Origin of the sequence: Ferrovibrio sp. (genome assembly GCF_046297595.1) — a bacterium.
Taxonomy (GTDB): Bacteria; Pseudomonadota; Alphaproteobacteria; order Ferrovibrionales; family Ferrovibrionaceae; genus Ferrovibrio.
On the sequence record NZ_JBKBHT010000004.1, the window covers coordinates 1 to 23,622 of the forward strand.

Consider the following 23,622-nt stretch of genomic DNA (forward strand, 5'->3'; position numbering starts at 1 on the left):
TTCGGCCGCCGCCCAACCCCAGTAACGATAACAATAATCATTTCGAGGTTCTCATGTCCGGACCGGCCCAGGCTCCCGAAACGCCGATCACTTCCAAGGCGCAGCTTGTCGAGTATCTGGCCCAGGGCAGCAAGCCGAAAGCCGATTGGCGCATCGGCACCGAGCACGAGAAATTCGCCTACAGCACCGCCGACTTCCGCCCGCTGCCCTATGAAGGCGACGCGAGCATCAAACGCCTGCTGGTCGAGTTGCAGCGTTTCGGCTGGCAGCCGGTGACGGAGGGCGACAAGATCATCGCGCTCACCATGGACAACCAGTCGATCACGCTGGAACCGGGCGGACAGTTCGAATTGTCGGGCGCGCCGCTTGAGACCATCCACCAGACCTGTATCGAGGTCTCGACCCATCTGAAGCAGCTGCGCGAGATCGACAGCGAAATCGGCGTGGCGATGATGGGGCTGGGCTTCAATCCGAAATGGCGCCGCCAGGACATTCCGGTGATGCCCAAGGGCCGCTACGGCATCATGAGCGCCTATATGCCCAAGAAGGGCAATCTGGGCCTCGACATGATGTTCCGCACCTGCACCGTGCAGGTGAACCTGGATTTCGCCGACGAAGCCGACATGGTGAAGAAGTTCCGCGTCGGCCTGGCCCTGCAGCCGCTGGCCACCGCGCTGTTCGCCAACTCGCCCTTCACCGAGGGCAAGCCGAACGGCTTCCTGAGCTATCGCAGCCAGATCTGGACCGATACCGATCCCGACCGCACCGGCATGCTGGGTTTCGTGTTCGAGGATGGCATGGGCTTCGAGCGCTATGTCGACCACGCGCTCGATGTGCCGATGTATTTCGTCTACCGCGACGGCAAATACATCGATGCCTCGGGCCAGAGCTTCCGCGATTTCATGGCCGGCAAGCTGCCGGCCCTGCCGGGCGAAAAGCCCACCCTGCGCGACTGGGCCGACCATATCACCACGCTGTTCCCCGAGGTGCGGCTGAAGCGGTATCTGGAAATGCGCGGCGCCGATGGCGGTCCGTGGTCGCGGCTATGTGCCCTGCCGGCCTTGTGGGTCGGCCTGCTGTACGAGCAGGAAGCGCTGGATGCCGCCTGGGACCTGTGCCGCGACTGGACCATCGCAGAGCGCGAGCAGTTGCGGCTCGATGTGCCCAAATTCGGCCTGCATACCGAACTGCGCGGCCGGCGCCTGCAAAGCTACGCGGTAGAGATGATGAAGATCGCCATGGCCGGGCTGAAAGCGCGCAAGCGCATATCGCCGGCCGGCGAGGACGAAACGCATTTCCTCGAACCGCTGACGCGCATCGCCGAATCCGGCGAGACGCCGGCGGAAGCGTTGCTGAAGCTTTATAACGGCCGCTGGAACAAATCGGTCGATCCGGCCTTCACCGAGCTGGCTTACTGAGCCAGGCGGCAAGCCGCGTTCTGTCGTAAAGCGAACGCGGGAGGTCGGCGGCAAAAGCCGGCGGCGGTGCGGCGATGGCAGCGCGTAGCGCAGCGAGATGCTGCCGTGCCTGCGGCCATTGGCCGGCTTCCGCCAGGTCCGCGATGCCCACAAGTCGACGCGACCATTCCTCCAGCGCAGCGCGGCTGCCGCGCATGTCTTCGTCGGCAAACCGTTCGTGGATGAAGCCGAGCTGGCCGCGGATCATCGTGGCGATGCGGCCGGCCAGCGCGGCATTCTCCTCGGCCAGCGGCACGCGCAGGGTATCGAGATGGCCGAGGATGTCGGCCAGGTCCTGCCGCAATGTGACCGGTTGCGGCGTTTCGTCGGCCGGCTGCAGTTTTTCCTGATACGCCACCAGGGCATCCAGCAGTAGGGCATCGGGTTCGTCGCCGGCGAATTCCATCACGATCACCCGGCGGGTGAAGTCGCGCAAAGATGCCGTGCGGGCGTCGTGGCCGAAACGGTCCTTCGTCTTCACGCCACGCAGGGATGGAATCTCCAGCGGGTTGTCGATGCCATCCTCGCCGCGCAGGTGCCAGAAGGCGTTGCTTACGTCGATGCGGCCGGGCCGGTCGGACAGGCCGGGGATGAAGAAGGCATGGGTGGCGAAGCCGCTGGCGTGGCAGGCTTGGCATGACAGGCCCGCCTTGCGCGCCGTGCCGCCCAGGATATCCGGCGCGCGGAAAGCCAGCCGACCGAAGGCGACATAGAAATTGCGGCCGTCTTCCAGCCGCTCGTCAGGCCTTTGGCTCAGGTTTTCCAGCGACAGGCTGCCGGGCAGCAGCCATTCGCGGGCGCCGACCAGCGATTGCGCCGCGGCCTGGCCGGACACGAGGCCGGCCAGGGTTGCGATGACGACAATGAAGCGGCGCACGGCCGTGAAGGTCAGTCGGCCTGCGGCGGCAGGGCGTGATCCATCTCGCGTGCCGGCTGTTCGCAGCCGCAATCGCCCAGCAGCTTGGCCGGCACGCCGGCCGCCGTGCAATGCGGCGGCACCGGGATCAGCACCACGCTGCCGGCGCCGATCTTGGCGCCTTCACCGATTTCGATATTGCCCAGGATGTTGGCGCCGGCGCCGATCAGCACGCCACGGCGAATCTTGGGGTGACGGTCGCCGGTTTCCTTGCCGGTGCCGCCGAGGGTCACGTTCTGCAGCAGCGAGACATCGTCTTCGATCACGGCGGTCTCGCCGATCACCACGCCGGTGCCATGATCGATCATGATGCCGCGACCGAAGCGGGTGGCTGGGTGGATGTCGACCCCGAACACCTCGGAGGCGCGGTTTTGCAGCAGGAAGGCCATGGTCTCGCGCTTCTGGTGCCACAGCCAATGCGCCACACGATGGGCCTGGATGGCCTGGAAGCCCTTGAAGAACAGCAGGGGCTTGAGGAAGCCTCTGCAGGCCGGGTCGCGCTCGTTCACCGCCACCAGGTCGGCGCGCACGGCATTGCCGATATCGGGATCGGCGGAGAAGGCCTCCTCGATTACCTCACGCATGCCCAGCGCCGGAAGGGCGTCACTGGCCAGTTTCTGCGCCAGGATGTAGCTCAGCGCGTTTTCCAGCCGCTGGTGGTTCAGCACGGCGGAATGGGCCAGGCTGGCCAGCAGCGGTTCTTCCGCCGCGGCGCGCAGGGCTTCCTCGCGGATCGAGGCCCAGACCGGGTCGTGGCTGACGATCTTGTTGGCAATGACGGGCATGGGGTTCCCCTTCAGATACCGTTGCGACAGCTTACGCGGCTTTTGCGGTGCCGCCCACCGTCAATCCATCGATCAGCAGGGTGGGCTGGCCGACGCCGACCGGCACGCCCTGGCCAGACTTGCCGCAGGTGCCGACACCGGCATCCAGCTTCAGGTCGTTGCCGACCGCCTTGACCTGCTTCAGCACTTCCGCGCCGGCACCGATCAGGGTGGCGCCCTTGATCGGGGCACCGACCTTGCCGTTCTCGATCATGTAGGCCTCGGTGCAGGAGAACACGAATTTGCCCGAGGTGATGTCGACCTGGCCGCCGCCGAAATTCACGGCATAGACCCCCTTTTTCACGCCTGCCAGGATTTCGCCCGGATCGCGGTCGCCGGCCAGCATGTAGGTGTTGGTCATGCGCGGCAGCGGGCTATGCGCGAAGGATTCGCGCCGGCCGTTGCCGGTCGCCTTCATGCCCATCAGGCGGGCATTCATGCGGTCCTGCATGTAGCCCTTCAAGATACCGTCCTCGATCAGCACGGTGTTTTCGGTCGGCGTGCCTTCGTCATCGACGCTAAGCGAGCCGCGCCGGCTTTCGATGGTGCCGTCGTCGACGATGGTGACGCCCGGCGCCGCTACGCGCTCGCCCATCAGGCCGGCGAAGACGGAAGTTTTCTTGCGGTTGAAGTCACCTTCCAGGCCATGGCCGATGGCCTCGTGCAGCAGGATGCCGGGCCAGCCGGGGCCGAGCACCACGGTCATTTCGCCGGCTGGTGCCGGCACGGATTCCAGGTTCACCAAAGCCTGGCGCAGGGCATCGTCCACTTCCGCCTGCCAATGGGCAGGATCGAAGAAGCGGGCATAACCGACGCGACCGCCGGCGCCACGGCTGCCGCTTTCCATGCGGTCGCCCTGGGCGGCAACCACGGAAACATTCAGGCGCACCAGCGGGCGGATATCCTCCACCATCGTGCCATCGGCGCGCAGGATCGCCACCGCCTGCCACGAGCCGGCCAGCGAGGCGGAAACCTGTTTCACGCGCGGATCCTTGGCGCGGGCATAGGCGTCGATGGCCTGTAGCAGCGCCACCTTCTGCTCGAAAGGAATCTCGTTCAGCGGATTGTCGTCGCCATAGAGATGGCGGTTGGTCGGCTGGGGCGGATCGCTCATCACGCCGCCATGGCCGGCGCGCACGGCCCGCACGGTGGTGGCGGCGCGGCGGATGGCCTCTTCGCTCAGGTCCGAGGCATGGGCATAACCGGTCTGCTCGCCCGACACGGCGCGCAGACCGAAGCCTTGGCTGGTGTCGAAGCTGGCGGCCTTGAGCCGGCCATCGTCGAAGCTGAAGCTTTCCGACTGGCTGTATTCCAGGAACAGCTCGCCGTCATCGGCACCGTGCAGGGCATCGCCGACCAGCGCATCGAGACGCGCGCGGTCGAGCCCGGCGCGGGTGAAGAACAATTCCTGGGCGGCGGACGTGCCGGACATGGCGGCCTCATGCAAGATAATGAAAACTCAACGAAAAATCGGACCGACACGGGTCGGCGTCGAAATTATATGGCGCGGGCATGGGGGAAATACAGCCCCCGGATGGAGCCATTTACCGCCGCCGGCGTTCGCTCTGGCGCAGCAGGCCCGACATCTCGTCGGCCGGCACCGGCCTGCTGATCAGATAACCCTGCATTTCGCTACAGCCCACGCCGCGCAGGAAGTCGCGTTGCGCCGTGGTCTCCACGCCCTCGGCCACCACCGGCAGGTCGAGACCGGTGGCCATACCGATCATGGCACGGACCAGGGCGATGTCGCGTTCGTTGCCGGGCAGGTCGGCGATGAAGGCGCGGTCCAGCTTGATCTTGCGGATCGGCAGCCGCTGGATATAGCTGAGCGAGGAATAGCCGGTGCCGAAATCGTCCAGCGCGGCATCGATGCCGATCTCGGCCAGTTCGCGGATCGCCTGCACGGTGGCTTCCATGTTCTGGATCGCCGCCTGCTCGGTGATCTCAATGCCGAGGAAGGGGATCAGTTCCGGCTCTTCCTGGGCCATCTTGCGGAAATGGCCGGGCAGGTCGTCGCGGATGAACTGCTGGCCCGAGACGTTGACGAAAACGCGGCGCGGTTCGATGCCCTCGCGGCGCCAGCTGCGCAGCTGCTCGGCCACCGTGGCGAAGACCCAGCGCGTGATCGCGATGATGCTGCCGGTTTCCTCGGCCAGCGGAATGAATTCGGACGGCGAGATGGCGCCCAGATCGGGATGCTTCCAGCGCAGCAGCGCCTCGATGGCGCAGATCGCGCCGGTCGAGGTTTCGACCACCGGCTGGTACACCATGTGGAATTCGTTGTTCTCGACGGCGGCATCGAGATGCATGGTCAGTTGCAGGCGCCGTTCGGCCGCCCGGGTCATCTCGGGGCTGTAGAAGCGCGTGGAATCGCCACCCGCCGAGCGGACCAGCTTCATCGCCAGTTCGGCCTTGGCCAGCGCGTCGCTGATCTTCTCGGCCGGATCGTCGATGATGGCGGCGCCCATGCTGACCTTCAGCGGCACGACGCGGCCATCCACGGCCAGCGGCCGGGTCAGCTGGGCATGCACCGCCTGGGCCAGGTTGAGCGCATTGTTGAGGTCGTTGACGGCGGCGAGCGCCGAGAACTGGTCGGCGGCGATGCGGCCGATCAGGGCCTCGCGCGGCAGCACCTCGGCCAGGCGGTCCGCCGTCTGCTTCAGAACCATGTCGCCGATGTGGTAGCCGAAGCCCTCGTTGATGTCGCGGAAGCTGTCCATGTCGAGGTTGAACAGCACCCACAGGCCGCCGTCGAGGCGGTGCTGGGCGCCCAGCATGCGTTCGGTTTCTGCAATGAAGCTGGCACGATTCAGGATGCCGGTGAGCGGATCGTTGCGGCTGGCAAATTCGGCGCGCAGCTCGACATCGCGGCGGTCGGAGATGTCGCGCACGATGCCGACGAAACCAGGGCCGTTCTCATCGGCATATTCGCCCACGCTCAGATGGATCGGGAAGATTTCGCCCGATTTCTTGCGGCCGAGCGTGTCGCGGCCCAGGCCGAGAATCTTGGCGCGCCCGGTGGCGAGGTAGTTACGGACATAGGAATCATGGCCAGAGCGGAACGGTTCCGGCATCAGGATCTTTACATTCTGTCCGACCAGTTCGTCGGGCGGGTAGCCGAAGATGGCGCCACAGATGTCGCTGACACTGGAAATCGCGCCGTTGCCGTCGATGCACAGCACGCCCTCGTTCATGGTGTCGATCAGGGCGCGCAGGGTTTCGCCCAGGCCGCTGTCGGGGGCGATGGCGGGCTTCTGCGCGACCGGCTTGGCCGGCGCAATCTGAGCCGGCTTCGGCGCGGCCGGCGGTGGCACCGGCGGTGTCCATTCCTCGTCCACATCTGAGAGCAGTCGCCAGCTTGGGAAGGTCATCTGCGCCTGCGTGCCGGCACCGACCGTGCTGCTCAGGGCGAGCGAGCCGCCATGCAGTTCCATCAGCCGCTTGCTGATGGAAAGGCCAAGGCCTGTGCCGCCGTGCTGGCGCGCCACTTCCGCCTTGGCGAGCTGGAACGGCTCGAAGATATGTTCCAGCCGCTCGTGTGGAATGCCGATGCCGGTATCGATCACCGTGAGCGAGGGGGTGCCGTCGGGCAGTTGCCGGAACACCACGTCGATGGTGCCGCCGCCGGGTGTGAATTTCACCGCGTTGCCCAGCAGGTTGATCAGCACCTGCTTGACCACGCGTTCGTCGGCGCGGAGCTGCGGCAGGTTTTCAGATGACAGGTTGCGCAGGGTGATTCCGCCGCGTTCCGCCTGCGGCTTGACCATGGTCAGCGCGGACTGGATCACGGTCGAAAGATCGACGGCCTTTTCGTCCAGCGCATAATAGCCGGCCTCGATGCGCGACATGTCCAGAATGTCGCCGATCAGGGCGAGCAGGTGGGTGCCCGAGGCATTGATGTCGCGCGCGTAATCGACATAGCGCGGCACACCGACCGAGCCGAACATCTGGTCGCGGATGATTTCCGAGAAGCCGATGATGGCATTCAGCGGCGTGCGCAGCTCATGGCTCATATTGGCCAGGAACTGGCTCTTGGCGCGGCTGGCTTCCTCGGCCTGGCGCAGGGCGGATTCGATGCGGCGCTGCTGGCGATACTGCTCGGTTATGTCGCGGCCCGAGCCGCGATAGCCCATGAAGCGGCCGTTGGCATCGAAGACCGGCTTGCCGTTGATCTCGATCCATATCTCGTTGCCGGTGAGCAGCGAGCAGTAGCGGAAGCCGCGAAAGGGCTCGTGATTGTCGAGCTGGCGGCGGTGCTCCTGCCAGAACAGCATGTCGGTTTCACTGTCGCCCTGGATCGCCACCTCCCAGCGGCAGCGGCCCAGCATGGTGGCGCGCAGGCTGCTGGTATGGGCGGAGGAGGAATCGGAAATCCAGGTGAAGCGGTGATCGGCATCGGTTTCCCAGAACCAGTCCGAGGCCAGTTCGGCGAAATCGCGCAGCTTGTATTCGGCCACCTGCAGGGCGACCTGGTGCATCTTTTCCGGGGTCGAGGCTTCGGCGATCACCATCAGGCCGGCCACACGCCCGGCTCCGTCGTTCAGCGGCGCCACCGTCAGGCCCTGGCAAAGCCAGCCGTTGGCCCAGCGGATCAGGGTGTTGCCGATCTGGCGCCGGCCCTCCTTGCGGGTGCTGTCGAGCAGGGCGCGGACCTTTTCGGCCTCGCCCAGGGCAAAGCCGGCGGACAGGGCCTGACCCGTCAGGGCATCGGCGCTCATTTCCGTCAGGGCGGCATAGGCAGTGTTGCAGGACACGTATCGGTAGCTGTCGCCTGGGCCGTACTCAACCGTAAAGGCTGGTCGATCCAGCCAGTCGAGGATGTCCTGGGTCAGTTTACGCTGATTGGGATCGAGCATGCCTGCAAACCTTACGAGAAGGCAGCTTAGGGGGCTGGCCGCGGTGGCGCAAGCGCAAGCCAAATCAAGGGGTAAGGGGCGGAACGGGTGCGCGCCAGGGCGCAGCGACAAATCGTCGCACGAGGGCGCCGGGCTTGGTCGGCCGGCAAGCGCTCGGTGTATGTTCCCGCGACGAAGAGTGAGACTCTGTCTCTAGTTACAAGCGAGGGTATCAAAGATGGGGTGGAATACGTTTGCCGAGGCCTGCCGGGCCGTGCGCCGTGTTTCGGTTTCGGCCGCTGTGGGGGCGCTGGGCGCCGTCCTGTTCCTGAACACGCCGGCTGTCGCGCAGACGCCGGGCCTGCCGTCCCCCTGGCATCTCGGCATGCAGCCGGCGGTCAGCCCGGTCGCCCGGGACATGCAGGATTTTCATGATCTGCTGCTGTGGATCATCACACTGATCACGGTTTTTGTGCTGGCGCTGCTGGTCTATGTGATCCTGCGCTTCCGCGCCTCGGCCAATCCGGTGCCGTCGAAGACCTCGCACAACACCCTGATCGAGGTGGCCTGGACCGTGGTGCCGATCCTGATCCTGATCGTGATCGCGGTGCCGTCTTTCAAGCTGCTGTATTTCTCGGACAAGACCAAAGAAGCCGAACTGACCATCAAGGCGATCGGCAAGCAGTGGTACTGGTCTTACGAATATCCGGATAACGGCAACTTCACCTTCGACGCCACGATGGTGCAGGAAGCCGATCTCAAGCCCGGCCAGATGCGCCTGCTTGAGACCGACAACCCGGTCGTGGTTCCGGTCAACACCAACGTGCGCCTGCTGGTGACGGCGGCCGACGTGATCCATGCCTGGGCCATGCCGGCCTTCGGCGTGAAGAAGGACGCCGTGCCGGGCCGCACCAACGAAACCTGGTTCCGCGCCGAGCGCGAGGGCACTTATTACGGCCAGTGCTCGGAAATCTGCGGCGCCTATCACGGCTACATGCCGATCAAGGTGCAGGTGGTTTCCAAGGAGGCCTATGCCAAGTGGGCCGACGAGGCGAAGCAGAAATTCGCCACCGTCGATGGCCCGTCGCCGCGTCTCGCCGACGCGCGCGTCGCACAGTAATACACCGATTAGAGGATAGGGGAGCGCCATGTCCCAGGCTCACGCCCACGCAGCCCACGATCATCACGACGATCATCATACCCCGACCGGTTTCCGCCGGTGGGTCTATTCGACCAACCACAAGGACATCGGTACGCTGTACCTGATCTTCGCCATCATCGCCGGCCTGATCGGCGGCCTGATGTCGGTGCTGATGCGCGCCGAACTGATGAACCCGGGCAACGGCATCCTCGGCGACAACCATCACCTGTTCAACGTGCTGGTGACCGGCCACGGTCTGATCATGATCTTCTTCATGGTCATGCCCGCCATGATCGGCGGCTTCGGCAACTGGTTCGTGCCGCTGATGATCGGCGCGCCGGACATGGCCTTCCCGCGCATGAACAACATCTCGTTCTGGCTGCTGATCCCGGCTTTCGGCCTGCTGCTGCTCTCGACCATGGTCGAGGGTCCGGCCGGCGGTAATGGCGTTGGCGGCGGCTGGACGATCTATCCGCCGCTCAGCTCCGATGTCGGCCATCCCGGTCCGGCCGTCGGCCTGGCCATCCTGAGCCTGCACATCGCCGGTGCCTCGTCGATCCTCGGCGCCATCAACTTCATCACCACCATCTTCAACATGCGCGCGCCGGGCATGACCCTGCACAAGATGCCGCTGTTCGTGTGGTCGGTGCTGATCACGGCCTTCCTGCTGCTGCTGTCGCTGCCGGTTCTGGCCGGCGGCATCACCATGCTGCTGACCGACCGCTATTTCGGCACCTCCTTCTTCAAGCCGGAAGGCGGCGGCGACCCGATCCTGTTCCAGCACCTGTTCTGGTTCTTCGGCCATCCCGAGGTGTACATCCTGATCCTGCCGGGCTTCGGCATCATCAGCCAGATCATCTCGACCTTCTCGAAGAAGCCGGTGTTCGGCTATCTCGGCATGGCCTATGCCATGGTCGCGATCGGCGTGGTTGGCTTCGTCGTGTGGGCGCACCACATGTATACGGTGGGCCTGGATGTCGACACCCGCGCCTACTTCACCGCCGCCACCATGGTGATCGCGGTGCCCACGGGCGTGAAGATATTCTCGTGGATCGCCACGATGTGGGGCGGTTCGATCCGCTTCACCGTGCCGATGCTGTTCGCCGTCGGGTTCATCTTCCTGTTCACCGTCGGCGGCGTGACCGGCGTGGTGCTGGCCAATGCCGGCGTCGACACCTACCTGCACGATACCTATTACGTGGTGGCGCATTTCCACTACGTGCTGAGCCTTGGTGCGGTGTTCGCCATCTTCGCCGGCTTCTACTACTGGTTCGGCAAGATGTCGGGCTACGAGCTGAGCGAGACGGCGGGCCAGATTCACTTCTGGACCACCTTCATCGGCGTGAACCTGCTGTTCTTCCCGATGCACTTCCTCGGCCTGCAGGGCATGCCGCGCCGCATCCCGGACTATCCGGATGCCTTTGCCGGCTGGAACTTCGTCGCCTCGATCGGCGCCTACATCGCCTTCGCCTCGACGCTGTTCTTCGTCGGCTCGGTGATCTACGCCTTCATCCGCAAGAAGAAGGTCGCCGACAATCCGTGGGGCGAGGGCGCGACGACGCTGGAATGGACCCTGTCCTCGCCGCCGCCGTTCCACCAGTACGAAAAACTTCCGGTCATCAAGTAAGACCGGAAGACTCCACGCCCCGGGAGTTGCAGTTTGTCTGACGCCAGCTACAGCGTTGAGCGACACGAGGCCGGCACAGCCGGCCTCGATGCCGCCCATAATGCCCATCCGGCCGATTATCTCGCGCTGCTCAAGCCGCGTGTGATGTCGCTCGTGGTGTTCACTGGCCTCGTCGGCATGGTGCTGGCGCCGGGCGCGCTGCATCCGACGCTGGCGATCACGGCGTTGCTGTGCATCGCCATCGGGGCCGGCGCCTCGGGCGCCATCAACATGTGGTACGACGCCGATATCGATGCCGTGATGGCGCGCACCCAGGGGCGGCCTATCCCGCAGGGCCGCATCACGCGCGACCAGGCGCTGGGGTTCGGTACTGTCCTCTCCTTCGCCTCGGTGCTGGTGATGGGGCTGGCAGTGAACTGGGTAGCGGCCGCGATCCTGGCGCTGACCATCGGTTTCTACGTCTTCATCTATACGATGTGGCTGAAGCGCCGCACGCCGCAGAATATCGTGATCGGCGGCGCGGCCGGCGCCTTCCCGCCGATGATCGGCTGGGCCGCCGTCACCGGCGACCTGTCGCTGCTGCCCATCCTGTTGTTCGCCATCATCTTCATGTGGACGCCGCCGCATTTCTGGGCCCTGGCGCTGTATCGTTCGGACGATTATGCCCGCGCCGGAGTGCCGATGCTGCCCGTCGTGGCCGGTGACCGCGAGACCCGCCGCCAGATCCTGATCTACAGCCTGCTGCTGGTGCCGATTACGCTCAGCCCCTGGGTGCTTGGCCTCGCCGGGTCGCTGTATGGCGGCGTGACCGCCGCCCTGGGCGCGATTTTCCTCGGCCTGGCCTGGCGCATCTGGCGCGGGACCGGCGACCGCGCCGCCAAGCATATGTTCGCCTATTCGATCCTCTATCTCTTCCTGCTGTTTGCCCTGCTGCTGGCCGAACGCGGGCTCGGCTGGGGAGCATGAGCGCGATGCCCCTGCATGACGAACACAAGCGCCGCCGCGCGCGCAACATCGCTTTGGCCGTGGTGCTGGGCGCCCTGGTCGTACTGTTCTATTTCATCACCATCGCCAAGATGACGGGGCGCGCCGGATGAGCGAAGCCGCCCGCAAGAACCGTCGCATCGCGCTGAGTTGCGCCGCCGTGGTGGCGGGCATGGTCGGGCTGACCTTCGCGTCTGCCCCGCTTTACGACCTGTTCTGCCGCGTCACCGGTTTCGCCGGCACGCCGCTGCGTGCCGCCAGCGCGCCGGGCGCCACCGAAGCCGGCGAGGCCCTGATCACCGTGCGCTTCAACTCCGATATCGCACCGGGCCTGCCCTGGCGCTTCCAGCCGGTGCAGCGCGAGGTGCGGGTGAAGCCGGGCGAGGAGATGCTGATCTTCTACCGGGCCTCCAACCCGACCGCCGAGCCGGTCAGCGGCCAGGCCAGTTTCAACGTCACGCCGGAGAAGGCGGGGCAGTATTTCAACAAGATCGCCTGCTTCTGCTTCACCGAACAGCGGCTGGAGCCGGGCCAGAGCGTCGACATGCCGGTCTCGTTCTTCGTCGATCCGGACATCCTCAAGGATCCGAAGACCCGCGACGTCACCACCATCACCTTGAGCTACACCTTCTTCCGCATGCCGGAAGAAAAGCGTGTTTCCGATCGCGGCGGCCCGGTCCGCCCGGTCAATTGAGATCAACTTGCGTAACTAGGGGGTAACACCATGGCCGCAGATAGCGCCCGCAATCACGATTACCATCTCGTCGACCCCAGCCCGTGGCCCTTCGTCGGTTCGATGGGTGCTTTCGCCCTGGCGCTGGGCTGCGTCGCCGGTTTCCATGGCTACAGCTATCTGTGGGCCGTGCCCGGCCTGCTGGTCGTGCTCTACACCATGATCGCCTGGTGGGGCGACGTGATCCGCGAAGCCGAGCATGACGGCCACCATACTCCGGTGGTGCAGCTGCACCTGCGTTACGGCATGGTGATGTTCATCGCCTCCGAGGTGATGTTCTTCGTGGCCTGGTTCTGGGCCTATTTCAACGCGTCGCTGTTCCCGACCGAGGCGATCGGCAGCGTCTGGCCGCCGGCCACGATCGAGACCTTCGATCCCTGGCACCTGCCGTTCATCAACACGCTGATCCTGCTGCTGTCGGGCACCACGGTCACCTGGGCGCACCACGCCCTGCTGCATGACGACCGCAAGGGCCTGATCCAGGGCCTGACGATCACCGTCATCCTCGGCGCGCTATTCACCGCTCTGCAGGCCTACGAATACAGCCATGCCGCTTTTGGGTTCACCGATGGCATCTACGCCTCGACCTTCTACATGGCGACCGGTTTCCACGGTTTCCACGTGATCATCGGCACCATCTTCCTGCTGGTCTGCCTGATCCGCGCCACCAAGGGCCATTTCAAGTCGAACCATCATTTCGGCTTCGAGGCGGCCGCCTGGTACTGGCATTTCGTGGACGTGGTCTGGCTGTTCCTGTTCGCCGCCATCTACTGGTGGGGTGCGGGCCCGGGCCACTGAGGCATCAGACGATGGCGGCCGCTTTTTATCCGCCGCTGTCGCCGTTCTCGACGGGGCTTCGCTGCAGGTGTCCCCGCTGCGGCGAAGCCCCGCTGTTTAACGGGCTGCTGACGGTCAAGCCGCGCTGCCCGTCCTGCGATCTGGATTATGCCAAGATCGATGCCGGCGACGGGCCGGCGGTCTTCGTCATCCTCATCCTCGGTTTCATCGTCGTCGGCCTGGCGCTGTGGGTCGAGTTGCGCTTCGGCCCGCCGCTCTGGCTGCACATGGTTTTATGGGCGCCGCTGATCCTGGGCGGCTCCATTCTTATGCTGCGGCCCTTCAAAGCCACGCTCATCGCGCTACAATTCCGCCACAAGGCTTCGTCCGACATCGAATTACTGCGCGAGTAATCCATTGAAAATTCTAGGTTTTCGGCCGGCTTTCTGGCCGACCCTGTTCACCATTCCCGCCCTTATCCTGCTGCTCGTGCTGGGCACCTGGCAGGTGCAGCGGCTGTTCTGGAAGCTGGACCTGATCGAAAGCGTCGAAACCGGGCTGAAAGCGGCCCCGGTTCCGCTGCCCGGCCCCACAGTAAATGGCGGGCCGCTCGATCCGGCCGACTGGAGTTATCGTCCGGTCACGGTGCGCGGGACGTTCGACCACAGCCGGGAGTTCCACCTGCTGGCCCATTCCGAGCGAGGCAATTTCGGCTACCACATCATCACGCCGCTCAAGCGCAGCGACGCGCCCGGCTGGGTGCTGGTCAGCCGCGGCTGGGTGCCGGCCGACGAAAAGGATCCCGCCCGCCGGGCCGCCGGCCAGGTGAGCGGCGAGGTGACGATCTCGGGCATCACCCACGTGCCCTGGGGCAAGGGCTGGTTCACGCCCGACAACGACCTGCAGCGTAATCTGTGGTATTACGGCGACGCCGCCGGCATGCTGAAGGCCGCCGGCATCAGCGACGCGCCGGAACTCTTCGTCGATGCCGATGCCTCGGTGACGGTGCCCGGCGGCTGGCCGCGCAGCGGCCATACACGGCTGAATTTCACCAACAATCACCTGGCCTATGCGGTCACCTGGTATAGCGGCGTCATAGTCCTGGCGGTGATTTATGTGCTATGGCATCGGCGCCGGGACCGCGAAGCGGCCGCAAAATCCGGCCAGCCGAAGGCCTGAGACATGAAAAGCTACAAGGCTCTGGAACAGCGATTCCGCCGCATCGGCGCGGTGAACGGCGCGCTGGCCATGCTGGGCTGGGACCAGTCCACCATGATGCCCGAGGGCGGCGCCAAGGCGCGTGCCGAACAGATGGCCGTGCTCAGCGTGGTGCGCCATGAGTGGCTGACCGATCCGCGGCTGGGCGAGATGCTGGGCGAGGTCGAGGCGCAGAAGAAAGCTCTAAGCGACTGGCAGCGCGCCAACCTGCGCGAGATGGGCCGGCAATGGCGCCATGCCACGGCGCTGACGCCGAAGCTGGTCGAGGCGCGCTCAAAAGCCGGCATGGCCTGCGAGATGGTGTGGCGCAAGGCCCGTCGCGACGACGATTTCAAATCCTTCGCCAAGGCCTTCAGGCCTGTGCTGGAACTGACCCGCGAGGTGGCCGCCGCCAAGTCGACCGCTTTCGGGCTGGATGCCTATGACGCGCTGCTGGACGAATACGAGCCCGGCGGCCGGTCGGCGACCATCGACAAGCTGTTCGCCGATCTGGGCAACTTCCTGCCCGGCTTCATCGACAAAGCGCTGGCCAAGCAGGCCAAGCGGCCGGCGCCGCTGCCGCTGCCCGGCCCGTTCCCGACCGAGGCGCAGCGCCAGGTCGGCCTGCGGTTCATGAAGGCGCTGGGGTTCGATTTCAACCATGGCCGGCTGGATGTCAGCCTGCATCCCTTCACCGGCGGCGTGCCCGACGACGTGCGCATCACCACGCGCTATTCCGACGACGATTTCACCAAGGCGCTGATGGGCGTGCTACACGAGACCGGCCACGCGCTCTACGAACTCGGCCTGCCCAAGGCCTGGCGCGACCAGCCGGTGGGCGAGGCGCGCGGCATGGTGCTGCATGAAAGCCAGAGCCTGCTGGTCGAGATGCAGGTCTGCCGCGGCGCGGAATTCCTGCGCTATGCCGCACCGATCCTACGCAAGGCCTTCAACGGTAGCGGTCCGGCCTGGTCGGATGAGAACCTGCTTGGCATCTATGCCCGGGTGAAGCCGGACCTGATCCGCGTCGATGCCGACGAGGTGACCTATCCGGCCCATGTGATCCTGCGCTATCGCCTGGAGCAGGCGATGCTGCACGATCATCTGTCCATCGACGATCTGCCCGATGCCTGGAACGACGGCATGCAGACTTTGCTGGGCGTCGACGTGCCGGATTATGCCCAGGGCTGCATGCAGGACATCCACTGGGCGGTCGGCTCCATCGGCTATTTCCCGACCTACACCCTCGGCGCGCTTTCCGCCGCGCAGCTTTTTGCCGCTGCCAAGGAGCAGGATGGCGATATCCTGCCCGGCATCGCCAAGGGCGATTTCAAGCCGCTGCTGCGCTGGCTGCGCGCCAACGTGCATGGCAAGGGGTCGCTGCTCACCACCGGCGAATTGCTGCGCGAGGCGACCGGCAAGCCCTTAAGCACCGCCGCCTTCAAGGCGCATCTTAAAGCCCGCTATCTGAACTGAGTCACGCCATGCGCTATGTTTCCACCCGCGGCCAGGCGCCGGAACTCGATTTCGAAGGTGTGCTGCTGGCCGGCCTGGCGACCGATGGCGGCCTCTATGTGCCGGCGGAATGGCCGCAGTTCTCGGCCGCCGACTGGCGCGCCATGCGCGGCCTGCCTTATGCCGAGGTCGCCTTCCGGGTGATCAGGCCTTTCGTCGGCGGCTGCATCCCCGATGCCGATCTCAAGCGCATGATCGATGAGGCCTATGGCACCTTCGGCCACAAGGCCGTGGTGCCGTTGCGCCAGATCGATGCCAATGACTGGCTGCTGGAACTGTTCCATGGCCCGACACTGGCCTTCAAGGACGTGGCCCTGCAATTGCTCGGCCGGCTGTTCGACTGGGCGCTGTCGCGTTCGGGCAAGCGCGCGACCATCGTGGGCGCCACCTCGGGCGATACCGGTTCGGCCGCCATCGAGGGCTGCCGCGGCCGCGCCAATCTCGACATCTTCATCCTGTTCCCCCATGGTCGCGTCTCGGACGTGCAGCGCCGGCAGATGACGACCGTGCCGGATGCCAACGTGCATGCCATCGCGCTGGAAGGCACCTTCGACGATGCCCAGGCGATGGTGAAGGCCCTGTTCAACGATGCCGGTTTTCGCAATACGGCGGGCTTGACGGCAGTGAACTCGATCAACTGGGCGCGCGTGATGGCCCAGATCGTCTATTACGTGACGGCATCTTTGAGCCTCGGCGGGCCCGATCGCGCCCCGGCTTTCTGCGTGCCGAGCGGGAATTTCGGCGACATCTTCGCCGGTTATTGCGCAGCGAAGATGGGGCTGCCGATTGCCAAGCTGGTCGTCGCCACCAACCGCAACGACATCCTGGCGCGTTTTTTCGAGAGCGGCGAATACCGCAAGGGCGGCGTCAATCCCACCATCAGCCCCAGCATGGACATCCAGGTGGCGAGCAATTTCGAACGCCTGCTATTCGACATGCATGGCCGCGATGCGGTCCAGGTGCGCAAGCTGATGAGCGATCTTGATGGCGCCGGCGGGTTCACCGTTTCCACCAATGCCCTGGCCGAGACGAAGCAGCTTTTCGCCGCCGGCCGCGCCGACGAAACGGCCACCAAGGCCATGCTGAAAACCGCCTTCGCCGCCGGCAACGGCCAGCTGGTGGATCCGCATACCGCCGTTGGCCTGGTGGTGGCGGCCGAGCAGCGGGCGAAGGCCGCCCTGCCGGCGGACATGCCGCTGGTGACGCTGGCCACCGCCGATGCGGCCAAATTCCCGGCTGCCGTGGAAGAAGCCACCGGCCGGCATCCGGCCCTGCCGCCGCGCCTGGCCAACCTGTTTGAGCGCCCGGAGCGCCAGACCGTGCTGGCCAACGACGTGGCAGGGGTGCGTGCCTTCATCGAAAGCCGTAGAGTGAAGGCATGACTGTACGTATCAGCACGCTTTCCAACGGCATGCGGGTGGTCTCCGAGGCCATGCCGCAGGTCAAGACCGTATCGGTCGGCATCTGGGTCGATGCCGGCGCGCGCGACGAAACGCCCGAGATCAACGGCGTAGCCCATATGCTCGAGCATATGGCTTTCAAGGGCACCGAGCGTCGCACGGCGCTGGCCATCGCCGAGGAGATCGAGGCGGTCGGCGGCCACCTGAATGCCTTCACCTCGCGCGAACAGACCGCCTATTACGCCCGCGTGATGGCTGGCGATACGGGGCTGGCGCTCGATATCCTGGCCGACATCCTGCAGCATTCCGTCTTCGACGCCGAGGAGATGGAGCGCGAGCGCGAGGTCATCATCCAGGAGATCGGCCAGTCGGAAGACACGCCCGACGACATCATCTTCGACCACCTGCAGGAAACCGCCTTCCCGGGTCAGCCGCTGGGCCGGTCCATCCTCGGCACGGTGGAACGCGTTTCGGCCATGCAGCGCGGCGACCTGCAGGGTTTCCTCGACCGTTTCTATCATGGCCCCAGTCTGGTGCTGGTCGCGGCCGGAGCGGTGGATCATGACATGCTGGTGGCGGAAGCCGAACGGCTGTTCGCCCGCCTGCGTCAGACGCCCCGGGCGAAGCAGCAGGATGCCCGCTACGGCGGCGGCGGCGAGAAACGCGCGGTGCGCGATCTGGAACAGGCTCATGTCGCCATCGCGTTGCCGGGCCTGTCCTTCGACGATCCCGATTATTATGCCATGCAGGTCTATGCCACGGTGCTGGGCGGCGGCATGTCGTCGCGCCTGTTCCAGGAAGTGCGCGAGAAGCGCGGCCTGGCCTATTCGGTTTATGCCTATCCGAGTTCCTATCGCGATGGCGGCCTGCTCACCATCTATGCCGGCACGGGCGCCGAGAAACTGGCCGAGCTGACGCCGGTGCTGGCCGAGGAACTGGGCAAGCTCTGCGGCCGGGTCGACGATGCCGAATTGCAGCGCGCCCGCGCCCAGCTGAAGGTCGGCCTGGTGATGTCGCTGGAAAGCTCGGGCGCCCGTATCGAGCAGCTGGGCCGCCAGATGCTGCTGTTCGGCCGGCCGCTGGATATCGACGAGGTGCTGGCCGCCGTCGACCGCGTCGACGCGGCGGCCCTGCGCAAGGTGGCGGAACGGGTGATGCGCACGGCGCCGCCCACGGTGGCGGCGCTGGGCCCGGTCGAACGACTGGAGCCCTATCAGCGCTTTGCAGCGCGGTTCGGCTGAGGCGATAGGGGGAAGGGAAGGCGGCATGCTGTTCGGGCGCTTCCTTCCCGGAGCCACGCCGGTCCTCAACGGCGATCAGCTGTATCTGCGGGCGCCTGAAATCAACGACTACGAATCCTGGGCCACGCTGCGCGCGGTAAGTCGCGAACACCTGCAGCCCTGGGAACCGACCTGGGCGGAAGATTCCTTAAGCCGCGACGGTTATCGTCGCCGGCTGGCCTGGTTCGAGCGACTGCGCCGACAGGAATATGGCGAGGCCTATTTCATCTTCCTGCGTCGCAGCGATGGCTTACTCGGCGGAATCACCTTGTCGAATATCCGGCGCGGTGCCTCGCAATGCGGCGAGCTTGGCTACTGGATCGGCAAGCCGCATGCCGGGCAAGGCTACATGACCGAGGCGTTGACCATCATGGTGCAGCATTGTTTCACCGCGCTGAAGCTGCATCGGCTTGAGGCGGCCTGCCTGCCGGAGAATGCACCCAGCCGACAATTGCTCGGCCGCGCCGGATTCCGCAGCGAAGGCATCCTGCGCGAATATCTCAAGATCGATGGGGCATGGCGGGACCATCAGCTTTATGCGCGGCTCGTGACCGACTCGCCTTCCGGTTAACCATATAGTTTCGCATACAACTTTATTTTGATTGTGACTTTCGTCTAAGCTCGTCCCACAGGGAGGCTGGGAAAACCCGGCCCAGGGGGATGAAAACGATGACGGCTAAAACAATCTGCCGCGACGCCGGCATTACGTCTGCTGCTTTGGTATTGCTTCTGATCGGAATCGGAACGGCTCATGCCGCCGATCCCGGAGTGTTTCCGGACAAGATCGTGTTCGGGCAGGCCGCCGCCATCGAGGGGCCGGCCTCGGCACTGGGCACCGGCATGCGCGATGGTCTCATGGCGGCCTTCGCCGAAGCCAATGCCGCGGGCGGGGTGAAGGGACGCAAGCTGGAACTGGTGGTGCGCGACGATGGCTATGAACCGGCCAAGTCGGCGGCCGCCACCAGGGCGTTGCTTGCCGAAGACAAGGTTTTCGCTCTGATCGGGCCGGTGGGTACGCCGACGGCTGCCGCCGCGCTGCCTCTGGCCACGGCCGATAACGTGCCTTTCATCGGGCCCTATACCGGTGTCGAATTCCTGCGCAATCCCTACAAGCCGAATGTGGTGAACCTGCGGGCCTCGTATTTCCAGGAGACCGAGGAGATGGTCGAGCGGCTGACCAAGGATCTCGGCCATACCCGCATCGCCATTCTGTATCAGAACGATGCCTTCGGCCGCGCCGGCCTGGCCGGTGTGGAGCGGGCGCTGAAAAAACGCAACATGGAGCTGGCAGGTTTTGCCACTTTCGAACGCAACACCACGGCGGTGAAGCGGGGCCTGATCGAATTGCGCAAGGTGCAGCCGCAGGCGGTGATCATCATCGGGCCATATGCACCGGCGGGTGAGTTCATCCGGGTGGCCAAAAAGATCAACCTGAACGCTGTTTACGTGAACATCTCGTTTGTCGGTTCGGATGCGCTGGCGGGCAATCTTGGCCCCGACGGGGCCGGTGTGGTCGTGACCCAGGTGGTGCCATTTCCGCGCGACACCTCGATTCCGGCCGTGGAGCATTATCAGAAAGCGTTGCGCGAGCATGTGCCCAACGCCTTCTCGGGCTTCATATCGCTGGAAGGTTACCTTGTCGGCCGCATGACCGTGATGGCGCTGGAGCGCATCGAGGGCGAGCCGACACGTGCCGCTTTGCTGAAGGCCCTGCAGCAGGGCGAATACGACCTCGGGGGCATCAAGCTGGTTTTTGGAGCGAACGACAACCAAGGCTCAGACCAGGTCTTTCTCACCATCATCGACCGAGATGGTCGCTTCCGCGCTGCCACCGCGCTGAAATAAACGCGATCAGAAGGATCTGCCGTCATGACAAGCATCGATATGACTTCGGCTGCCAGCCCGGACAACCGCCAACCCTCGGTGACGCGAAATACCCATCGTTTTGGCATCCGTCGCAAGATCTACCTGGCCTTCGGCGCGATTGCCGCGCTGACCATTGTTTCGACCATCATCGCGGAATTGTTCTTCTCGCAGATCAACGCGGCGCTGGAGAAGGTGACCGACGAGAGCCTGCCGGCGGTGATCATTTCGCTTGAGCTCTCGGCGCAAAGTGCGCAGTTGGCCGCAGCCGCGCCGGTTCTGGCCAATGCCAACAGTGAAGCGGAACGGATCGAACGCGCGAACCAGACCCGGGAGCTGGGCGAGACCATCCAGGCCGGGCTTGACTCCATGCGCCGCAGCAGCAGCGCCGCCGAGGTGGCGAAGCTGGAAGGCGCCGTAGAGAAACTGAACCAGCAGATCACCATCATCAGCGTGAACACGGCCCGCCGTCTTCAGACCGAGGCGACACGGGCCGAACTGGGGCGGAAGATCGCCGCCACCGGCGATGCCTTCGTCGCCGCCACGTCGAAACTGTCGGACGACACGGCTTTCAATATTGTCACCACGCTGGAGAATGTGGGCAAGGGCGGTCGCAGCATCGAAGACACGGCCGGCGACATGAAGGCGCTGGCCGAATTCGAATTCGCCATGGTCGATGGCCTGTCGGAACTGGCCGCCGGGATCAGCCAGGCCGCCAGCCTGCTGGAATCCGCCGGCAATGCCCCGTCCCTGCCGGCCCTGAATGGCCTGCGCGACCGTTTCGAAGGCGCGGTGACGCGCATGAACCAGTCCCTGAAGAAGGTTCTGGATGCCTATAACGATGAATCGATCAAACAGCCGGTGGAGGCGATGATCGCCCTGGGGCGCGGGGACGATGGGATGTTCAGCCTGCGCCAGCAGGATCTGGAAACCAGCGCCGGCACGGCCCGGGCCCTGGCCGAGGCCCGTGCCGCCGCCGCGGTGCTGGGTGAGGAGACCCGGCGCTTCGTCGCTGCCGCCAACGATGGCGCAACGGAGGCAGCGCAAAGCGCGTTCTCCACCGTACGTATCGGCATCGTGGTTTTGAGCGTGCTGGCGGTGCTGAGCATCATCGCCGCTGTGGCCGTGGCCTGGCTGTATGTCGGCCGCAAGGTGATCGCCAACATGGTCGACCTGACCGAGGTGATGGGGCGGCTGGCCAATCGCGACTGGACCACCGAGGTGCCGGACCGCAACCGGCCGGACGAAATCGGCGACATGGCGCGCGCCGTGCAGATCTTCAAGGAAAACGGCCAGGAGAACGAACGCCTGCAGCAGGAGGTCGAGCAGGGACGTGCCGTATTCGAACGCGAACGTCAGGCCCAGGAAGAAATGATCGACCGCTCGGTCGGCTTGATCGTGGCCGCCGCTGCGGCCGGCGACCTGAACCAGCGGATCGACGCAGAGCCACTGAAAGGCGTGATGCGCAAGCTGGGCGAGGGCGTCAACACCCTGCTCGATTCCTTTGCCGGCACGATCAGTGCGGTCAACCGAGTGCTGGACGGAATGGCCCATGGCGATCTGAGCCGCCGGGTGGAGGGATCGTATCAGGGTGTGTTCGCGGAGCTGCAGGAGAATGCCAACAAAACCGCCGAACAGCTGGGCGAGGTGGTGCGCCGCATTGCCGATACCGCGCGCACGGTGCGGGATGCCGCAGGCGAGATTTCATCCGGATCGACCGATCTGGCCGGTCGCACCGAACAGCAGGCCGCCAGCCTGGAAGAGACCGCGGCCTCGATGCATGAGATCACCGCGACGGTGAAGCAGAATGCCGATAACGCCCAGGCGGCCAGCCAGTTGGCGACGGCGGCACGCAATACGGCGAATACCGGCGGTGCCGTGGTGCAGGATGCCGTGACGGCGATGGGCGGGATCGAATCCAGCTCGCAGAAGATCGTCGACATCGTGTCGCTGATCGACGAGATCGCCTTCCAGACCAACCTGCTGGCGCTCAATGCCAGCGTGGAAGCCGCCCGCGCCGGCGAGGCCGGCAAGGGTTTTGCCGTTGTCGCTCAGGAAGTCCGTGCCCTGGCGCAACGTTCGGCCAATGCCAGCAAGGAGATCAAGGACCTGATCCAGGCGTCCAACACCGAAGTGCGGCGCGGCGCCGAACTGGTCAACCGTGCCGGCGGCGTGCTCAGCGAAATCGTCACCTCGGTGAAGAAGGTAGCCGACATCATCTCCGAAATCGCTTCGGCCAGCCGCGAGCAGGCGACCGGCCTGGAGGAAGTGAACACGGCGGTGGCGAACATGGATGAAATGACCCAGCGCAACGGCGCCCTGGTCGAGCAGACCACGGCCTCGGCGCAGGCCATGGCCAGCCAGGCCGATCAGCTCAACGAACTGGTGGCTTATTTCAGGCTGTAAGGAGAAACGTCAGGCGTGGCCGGAGACGCTGGCCAGCTTGGCCACGTCGATGCCGATCTTGCGCACCGCGCGATCCCACAGGTTGTCGAGTTCGGGGTTGAAGATCAGCTCGAAATCGGCCGGCGCAGCCAGCCATGCATTGTCGTGGATTTCGGCATCGAGCTGCCCCGCGCCCCAGCCGGCATAACCCAGCGCGAACAGGCTGTGCTGCGGCCCGGTGCCGGTGGCGATGGCGCGCAGCACGTCCAGCGTGGCGGTCAGGCCGATGCCGATATCCTCGTCGATCTTCACGCTGCCCTGGCGCATGTAGTCGGTGGAATGCAGCACGAAGCCGCGCCCGGTCTCCACCGGGCCGCCCTGGCGCACGATGATGTCGTTCTCGGCGGTCGATTCGATGCCGAGTTGGGTGAGCAGGTTCGGGAAGGTGAGGCCGGGATAAGGCTTGTTGATCACCAGGCCCATGGCGCCTTCGGCATTGTGCGAGCACATGTAGATCACGGTGCGGGCAAAACGCGGATCGCCCATGCTCGGCATCGCGATCAGCAGCTGCCGCTCAAGGTATCCGGATATCGCCCGGCTTTCGCTCGTGGTCATGCCTCTGCTCCGGTTTCACTGGAATGTTACTCCAGTCATTTCCGTTGTCCATATATGGGGCGATTCTGCCCCT

Annotated in this window: 20 protein-coding genes; 15 read left to right on the top strand and 5 right to left on the bottom strand. The window is 65.0% G+C overall.

The genetic code is table 11. The features are described from left to right. The first annotated feature begins 53 nt into the window (after nt 1-53). Entirely contained in the window at nt 54-1,418 is a 1,365-nt protein-coding gene (locus ACK4FJ_RS11980; RefSeq protein ID WP_409766744.1) for a glutamate--cysteine ligase, read from the top strand. Here the strand turns inward: ACK4FJ_RS11980 and ACK4FJ_RS11985 are convergent. From ACK4FJ_RS11985 to ACK4FJ_RS12000, 4 genes are all read right to left on the bottom strand, one after another. Continuing rightward, nucleotides 1,399-2,334, bottom strand: coding sequence for a hypothetical protein (locus tag ACK4FJ_RS11985; RefSeq protein ID WP_409766746.1), 936 nt, complete (start codon nt 2,332-2,334; stop codon nt 1,399-1,401). The genes ACK4FJ_RS11980 and ACK4FJ_RS11985 overlap by 20 nt on opposite strands. 11 nt (nt 2,335-2,345) lie before the next feature. Then, nucleotides 2,346-3,158 (bottom strand): serine O-acetyltransferase, encoded by an 813-nt coding sequence (gene cysE / locus ACK4FJ_RS11990; protein WP_409766748.1) that lies wholly within the window; start codon nt 3,156-3,158, stop codon nt 2,346-2,348. A 31-nt stretch (nt 3,159-3,189) separates the two neighbouring features. Further along, on the bottom strand, nt 3,190-4,629 hold the full coding sequence (gene tldD, locus ACK4FJ_RS11995; protein ID WP_409766750.1) for a metalloprotease TldD: 1,440 nt from the start codon (nt 4,627-4,629) through the stop codon (nt 3,190-3,192). 112 nt (nt 4,630-4,741) lie between these two features. Next, nucleotides 4,742-8,053, bottom strand: a complete 3,312-nt coding sequence (locus ACK4FJ_RS12000; protein WP_409766752.1) for an EAL domain-containing protein — start codon at nt 8,051-8,053, stop codon at nt 4,742-4,744. Between the two features lie 217 nt (nt 8,054-8,270). Between ACK4FJ_RS12000 and coxB the strand changes: the two genes are divergently transcribed. From coxB to ACK4FJ_RS12070, 14 genes are all read left to right on the top strand, one after another. Then, nucleotides 8,271-9,152, top strand: a complete 882-nt coding sequence (gene coxB, locus ACK4FJ_RS12005) for a cytochrome c oxidase subunit II (RefSeq protein WP_409766754.1) — start codon at nt 8,271-8,273, stop codon at nt 9,150-9,152. 28 nt (nt 9,153-9,180) lie between these two features. Continuing rightward, entirely contained in the window at nt 9,181-10,800 is a 1,620-nt protein-coding gene (ctaD, locus tag ACK4FJ_RS12010) for a cytochrome c oxidase subunit I (RefSeq protein WP_409766756.1), read from the top strand. Between the two features lie 33 nt (nt 10,801-10,833). Next, a complete protein-coding gene (locus ACK4FJ_RS12015) occupies nt 10,834-11,766 on the top strand; it encodes a heme o synthase (RefSeq protein ID WP_409766759.1) in 933 nt (310 codons plus the stop codon). Next, nucleotides 11,763-11,897: a hypothetical protein gene (locus tag ACK4FJ_RS12020; protein ID WP_409766761.1), complete on the top strand. Its 135-nt coding sequence runs from the start codon at nt 11,763-11,765 to the stop codon at nt 11,895-11,897. The genes ACK4FJ_RS12015 and ACK4FJ_RS12020 overlap by 4 nt, the downstream gene beginning before the upstream one ends. After that, on the top strand, nt 11,894-12,478 hold the full coding sequence (locus ACK4FJ_RS12025; protein ID WP_409766763.1) for a cytochrome c oxidase assembly protein: 585 nt from the start codon (nt 11,894-11,896) through the stop codon (nt 12,476-12,478). The genes ACK4FJ_RS12020 and ACK4FJ_RS12025 overlap by 4 nt, the downstream gene beginning before the upstream one ends. 30 nt (nt 12,479-12,508) lie before the next feature. After that, nucleotides 12,509-13,315, top strand: coding sequence for a cytochrome c oxidase subunit 3 (locus ACK4FJ_RS12030; protein ID WP_409766765.1), 807 nt, complete (start codon nt 12,509-12,511; stop codon nt 13,313-13,315). Nucleotides 13,316-13,326: 11 nt separating this feature from the next. Next, nucleotides 13,327-13,707, top strand: coding sequence for a DUF983 domain-containing protein (locus ACK4FJ_RS12035; RefSeq protein WP_409766767.1), 381 nt, complete (start codon nt 13,327-13,329; stop codon nt 13,705-13,707). 4 nt (nt 13,708-13,711) lie between these two features. Continuing rightward, nucleotides 13,712-14,473 carry an SURF1 family protein gene (locus ACK4FJ_RS12040; RefSeq protein WP_409766769.1) on the top strand — a complete coding sequence of 254 codons (762 nt, stop codon included), beginning with the start codon at nt 13,712-13,714 and terminating at the stop codon, nt 14,471-14,473. 3 nt (nt 14,474-14,476) lie between these two features. Continuing rightward, nucleotides 14,477-15,967, top strand: a complete 1,491-nt coding sequence (locus tag ACK4FJ_RS12045) for a carboxypeptidase M32 (RefSeq protein WP_409766772.1) — start codon at nt 14,477-14,479, stop codon at nt 15,965-15,967. An 8-nt stretch (nt 15,968-15,975) separates the two neighbouring features. Further along, nucleotides 15,976-17,388, top strand: coding sequence for a threonine synthase (thrC, locus tag ACK4FJ_RS12050; protein WP_409766774.1), 1,413 nt, complete (start codon nt 15,976-15,978; stop codon nt 17,386-17,388). Further along, nucleotides 17,385-18,647 carry a M16 family metallopeptidase gene (locus tag ACK4FJ_RS12055; RefSeq protein ID WP_409766776.1) on the top strand — a complete coding sequence of 421 codons (1,263 nt, stop codon included), beginning with the start codon at nt 17,385-17,387 and terminating at the stop codon, nt 18,645-18,647. Before thrC ends, ACK4FJ_RS12055 begins: the two co-directional genes overlap by 4 nt. A gap of 25 nt (nt 18,648-18,672) precedes the next feature. Then, nucleotides 18,673-19,257: a GNAT family N-acetyltransferase gene (locus ACK4FJ_RS12060; RefSeq protein WP_409766778.1), complete on the top strand. Its 585-nt coding sequence runs from the start codon at nt 18,673-18,675 to the stop codon at nt 19,255-19,257. Nucleotides 19,258-19,355: 98 nt separating this feature from the next. Beyond that, the gene (locus tag ACK4FJ_RS12065; protein WP_409766780.1) at nt 19,356-20,531 is read left to right on the top strand and encodes an ABC transporter substrate-binding protein; all 1,176 of its coding nucleotides are present in this window, start codon (nt 19,356-19,358) and stop codon (nt 20,529-20,531) included. Between the two features lie 24 nt (nt 20,532-20,555). Beyond that, nucleotides 20,556-22,955, top strand: a complete 2,400-nt coding sequence (locus ACK4FJ_RS12070) for a methyl-accepting chemotaxis protein (protein ID WP_409766782.1) — start codon at nt 20,556-20,558, stop codon at nt 22,953-22,955. A 9-nt stretch (nt 22,956-22,964) separates the two neighbouring features. On the opposite strand, the gene ACK4FJ_RS12075 is transcribed toward ACK4FJ_RS12070, so the two are convergent. Then, entirely contained in the window at nt 22,965-23,549 is a 585-nt protein-coding gene (locus tag ACK4FJ_RS12075; protein ID WP_409766784.1) for a YqgE/AlgH family protein, read from the bottom strand. Nucleotides 23,550-23,622 lie beyond the last annotated feature (73 nt).

Excerpts from the sequence above, each read along its gene's own strand:
- ACK4FJ_RS11980 (WP_409766744.1), top strand. The coding sequence starts at position 54 with ATGTCCGGACCGGCCCAGGCTCCCGAAACGCCGATCACTTCCAAGGCG.
- cysE (WP_409766748.1), bottom strand. The coding sequence starts at position 3,158 with ATGCCCGTCATTGCCAACAAGATCGTCAGCCACGACCCGGTCTGGGCC.
- tldD (WP_409766750.1), bottom strand. The coding sequence starts at position 4,629 with ATGTCCGGCACGTCCGCCGCCCAGGAATTGTTCTTCACCCGCGCCGGG.
- ACK4FJ_RS12000 (WP_409766752.1), bottom strand. The coding sequence starts at position 8,053 with ATGCTCGATCCCAATCAGCGTAAACTGACCCAGGACATCCTCGACTGG.
- coxB (WP_409766754.1), top strand. The coding sequence starts at position 8,271 with ATGGGGTGGAATACGTTTGCCGAGGCCTGCCGGGCCGTGCGCCGTGTT.
- ctaD (WP_409766756.1), top strand. The coding sequence starts at position 9,181 with ATGTCCCAGGCTCACGCCCACGCAGCCCACGATCATCACGACGATCAT.
- ACK4FJ_RS12020 (WP_409766761.1), top strand. The coding sequence starts at position 11,763 with ATGAGCGCGATGCCCCTGCATGACGAACACAAGCGCCGCCGCGCGCGC.
- ACK4FJ_RS12025 (WP_409766763.1), top strand. The coding sequence starts at position 11,894 with ATGAGCGAAGCCGCCCGCAAGAACCGTCGCATCGCGCTGAGTTGCGCC.
- ACK4FJ_RS12030 (WP_409766765.1), top strand. The coding sequence starts at position 12,509 with ATGGCCGCAGATAGCGCCCGCAATCACGATTACCATCTCGTCGACCCC.
- ACK4FJ_RS12035 (WP_409766767.1), top strand. The coding sequence starts at position 13,327 with ATGGCGGCCGCTTTTTATCCGCCGCTGTCGCCGTTCTCGACGGGGCTT.
- ACK4FJ_RS12045 (WP_409766772.1), top strand. The coding sequence starts at position 14,477 with ATGAAAAGCTACAAGGCTCTGGAACAGCGATTCCGCCGCATCGGCGCG.
- thrC (WP_409766774.1), top strand. The coding sequence starts at position 15,976 with ATGCGCTATGTTTCCACCCGCGGCCAGGCGCCGGAACTCGATTTCGAA.
- ACK4FJ_RS12055 (WP_409766776.1), top strand. The coding sequence starts at position 17,385 with ATGACTGTACGTATCAGCACGCTTTCCAACGGCATGCGGGTGGTCTCC.
- ACK4FJ_RS12060 (WP_409766778.1), top strand. The coding sequence starts at position 18,673 with ATGCTGTTCGGGCGCTTCCTTCCCGGAGCCACGCCGGTCCTCAACGGC.
- ACK4FJ_RS12065 (WP_409766780.1), top strand. The coding sequence starts at position 19,356 with ATGACGGCTAAAACAATCTGCCGCGACGCCGGCATTACGTCTGCTGCT.
- ACK4FJ_RS12070 (WP_409766782.1), top strand. The coding sequence starts at position 20,556 with ATGACAAGCATCGATATGACTTCGGCTGCCAGCCCGGACAACCGCCAA.
- ACK4FJ_RS12075 (WP_409766784.1), bottom strand. The coding sequence starts at position 23,549 with ATGACCACGAGCGAAAGCCGGGCGATATCCGGATACCTTGAGCGGCAG.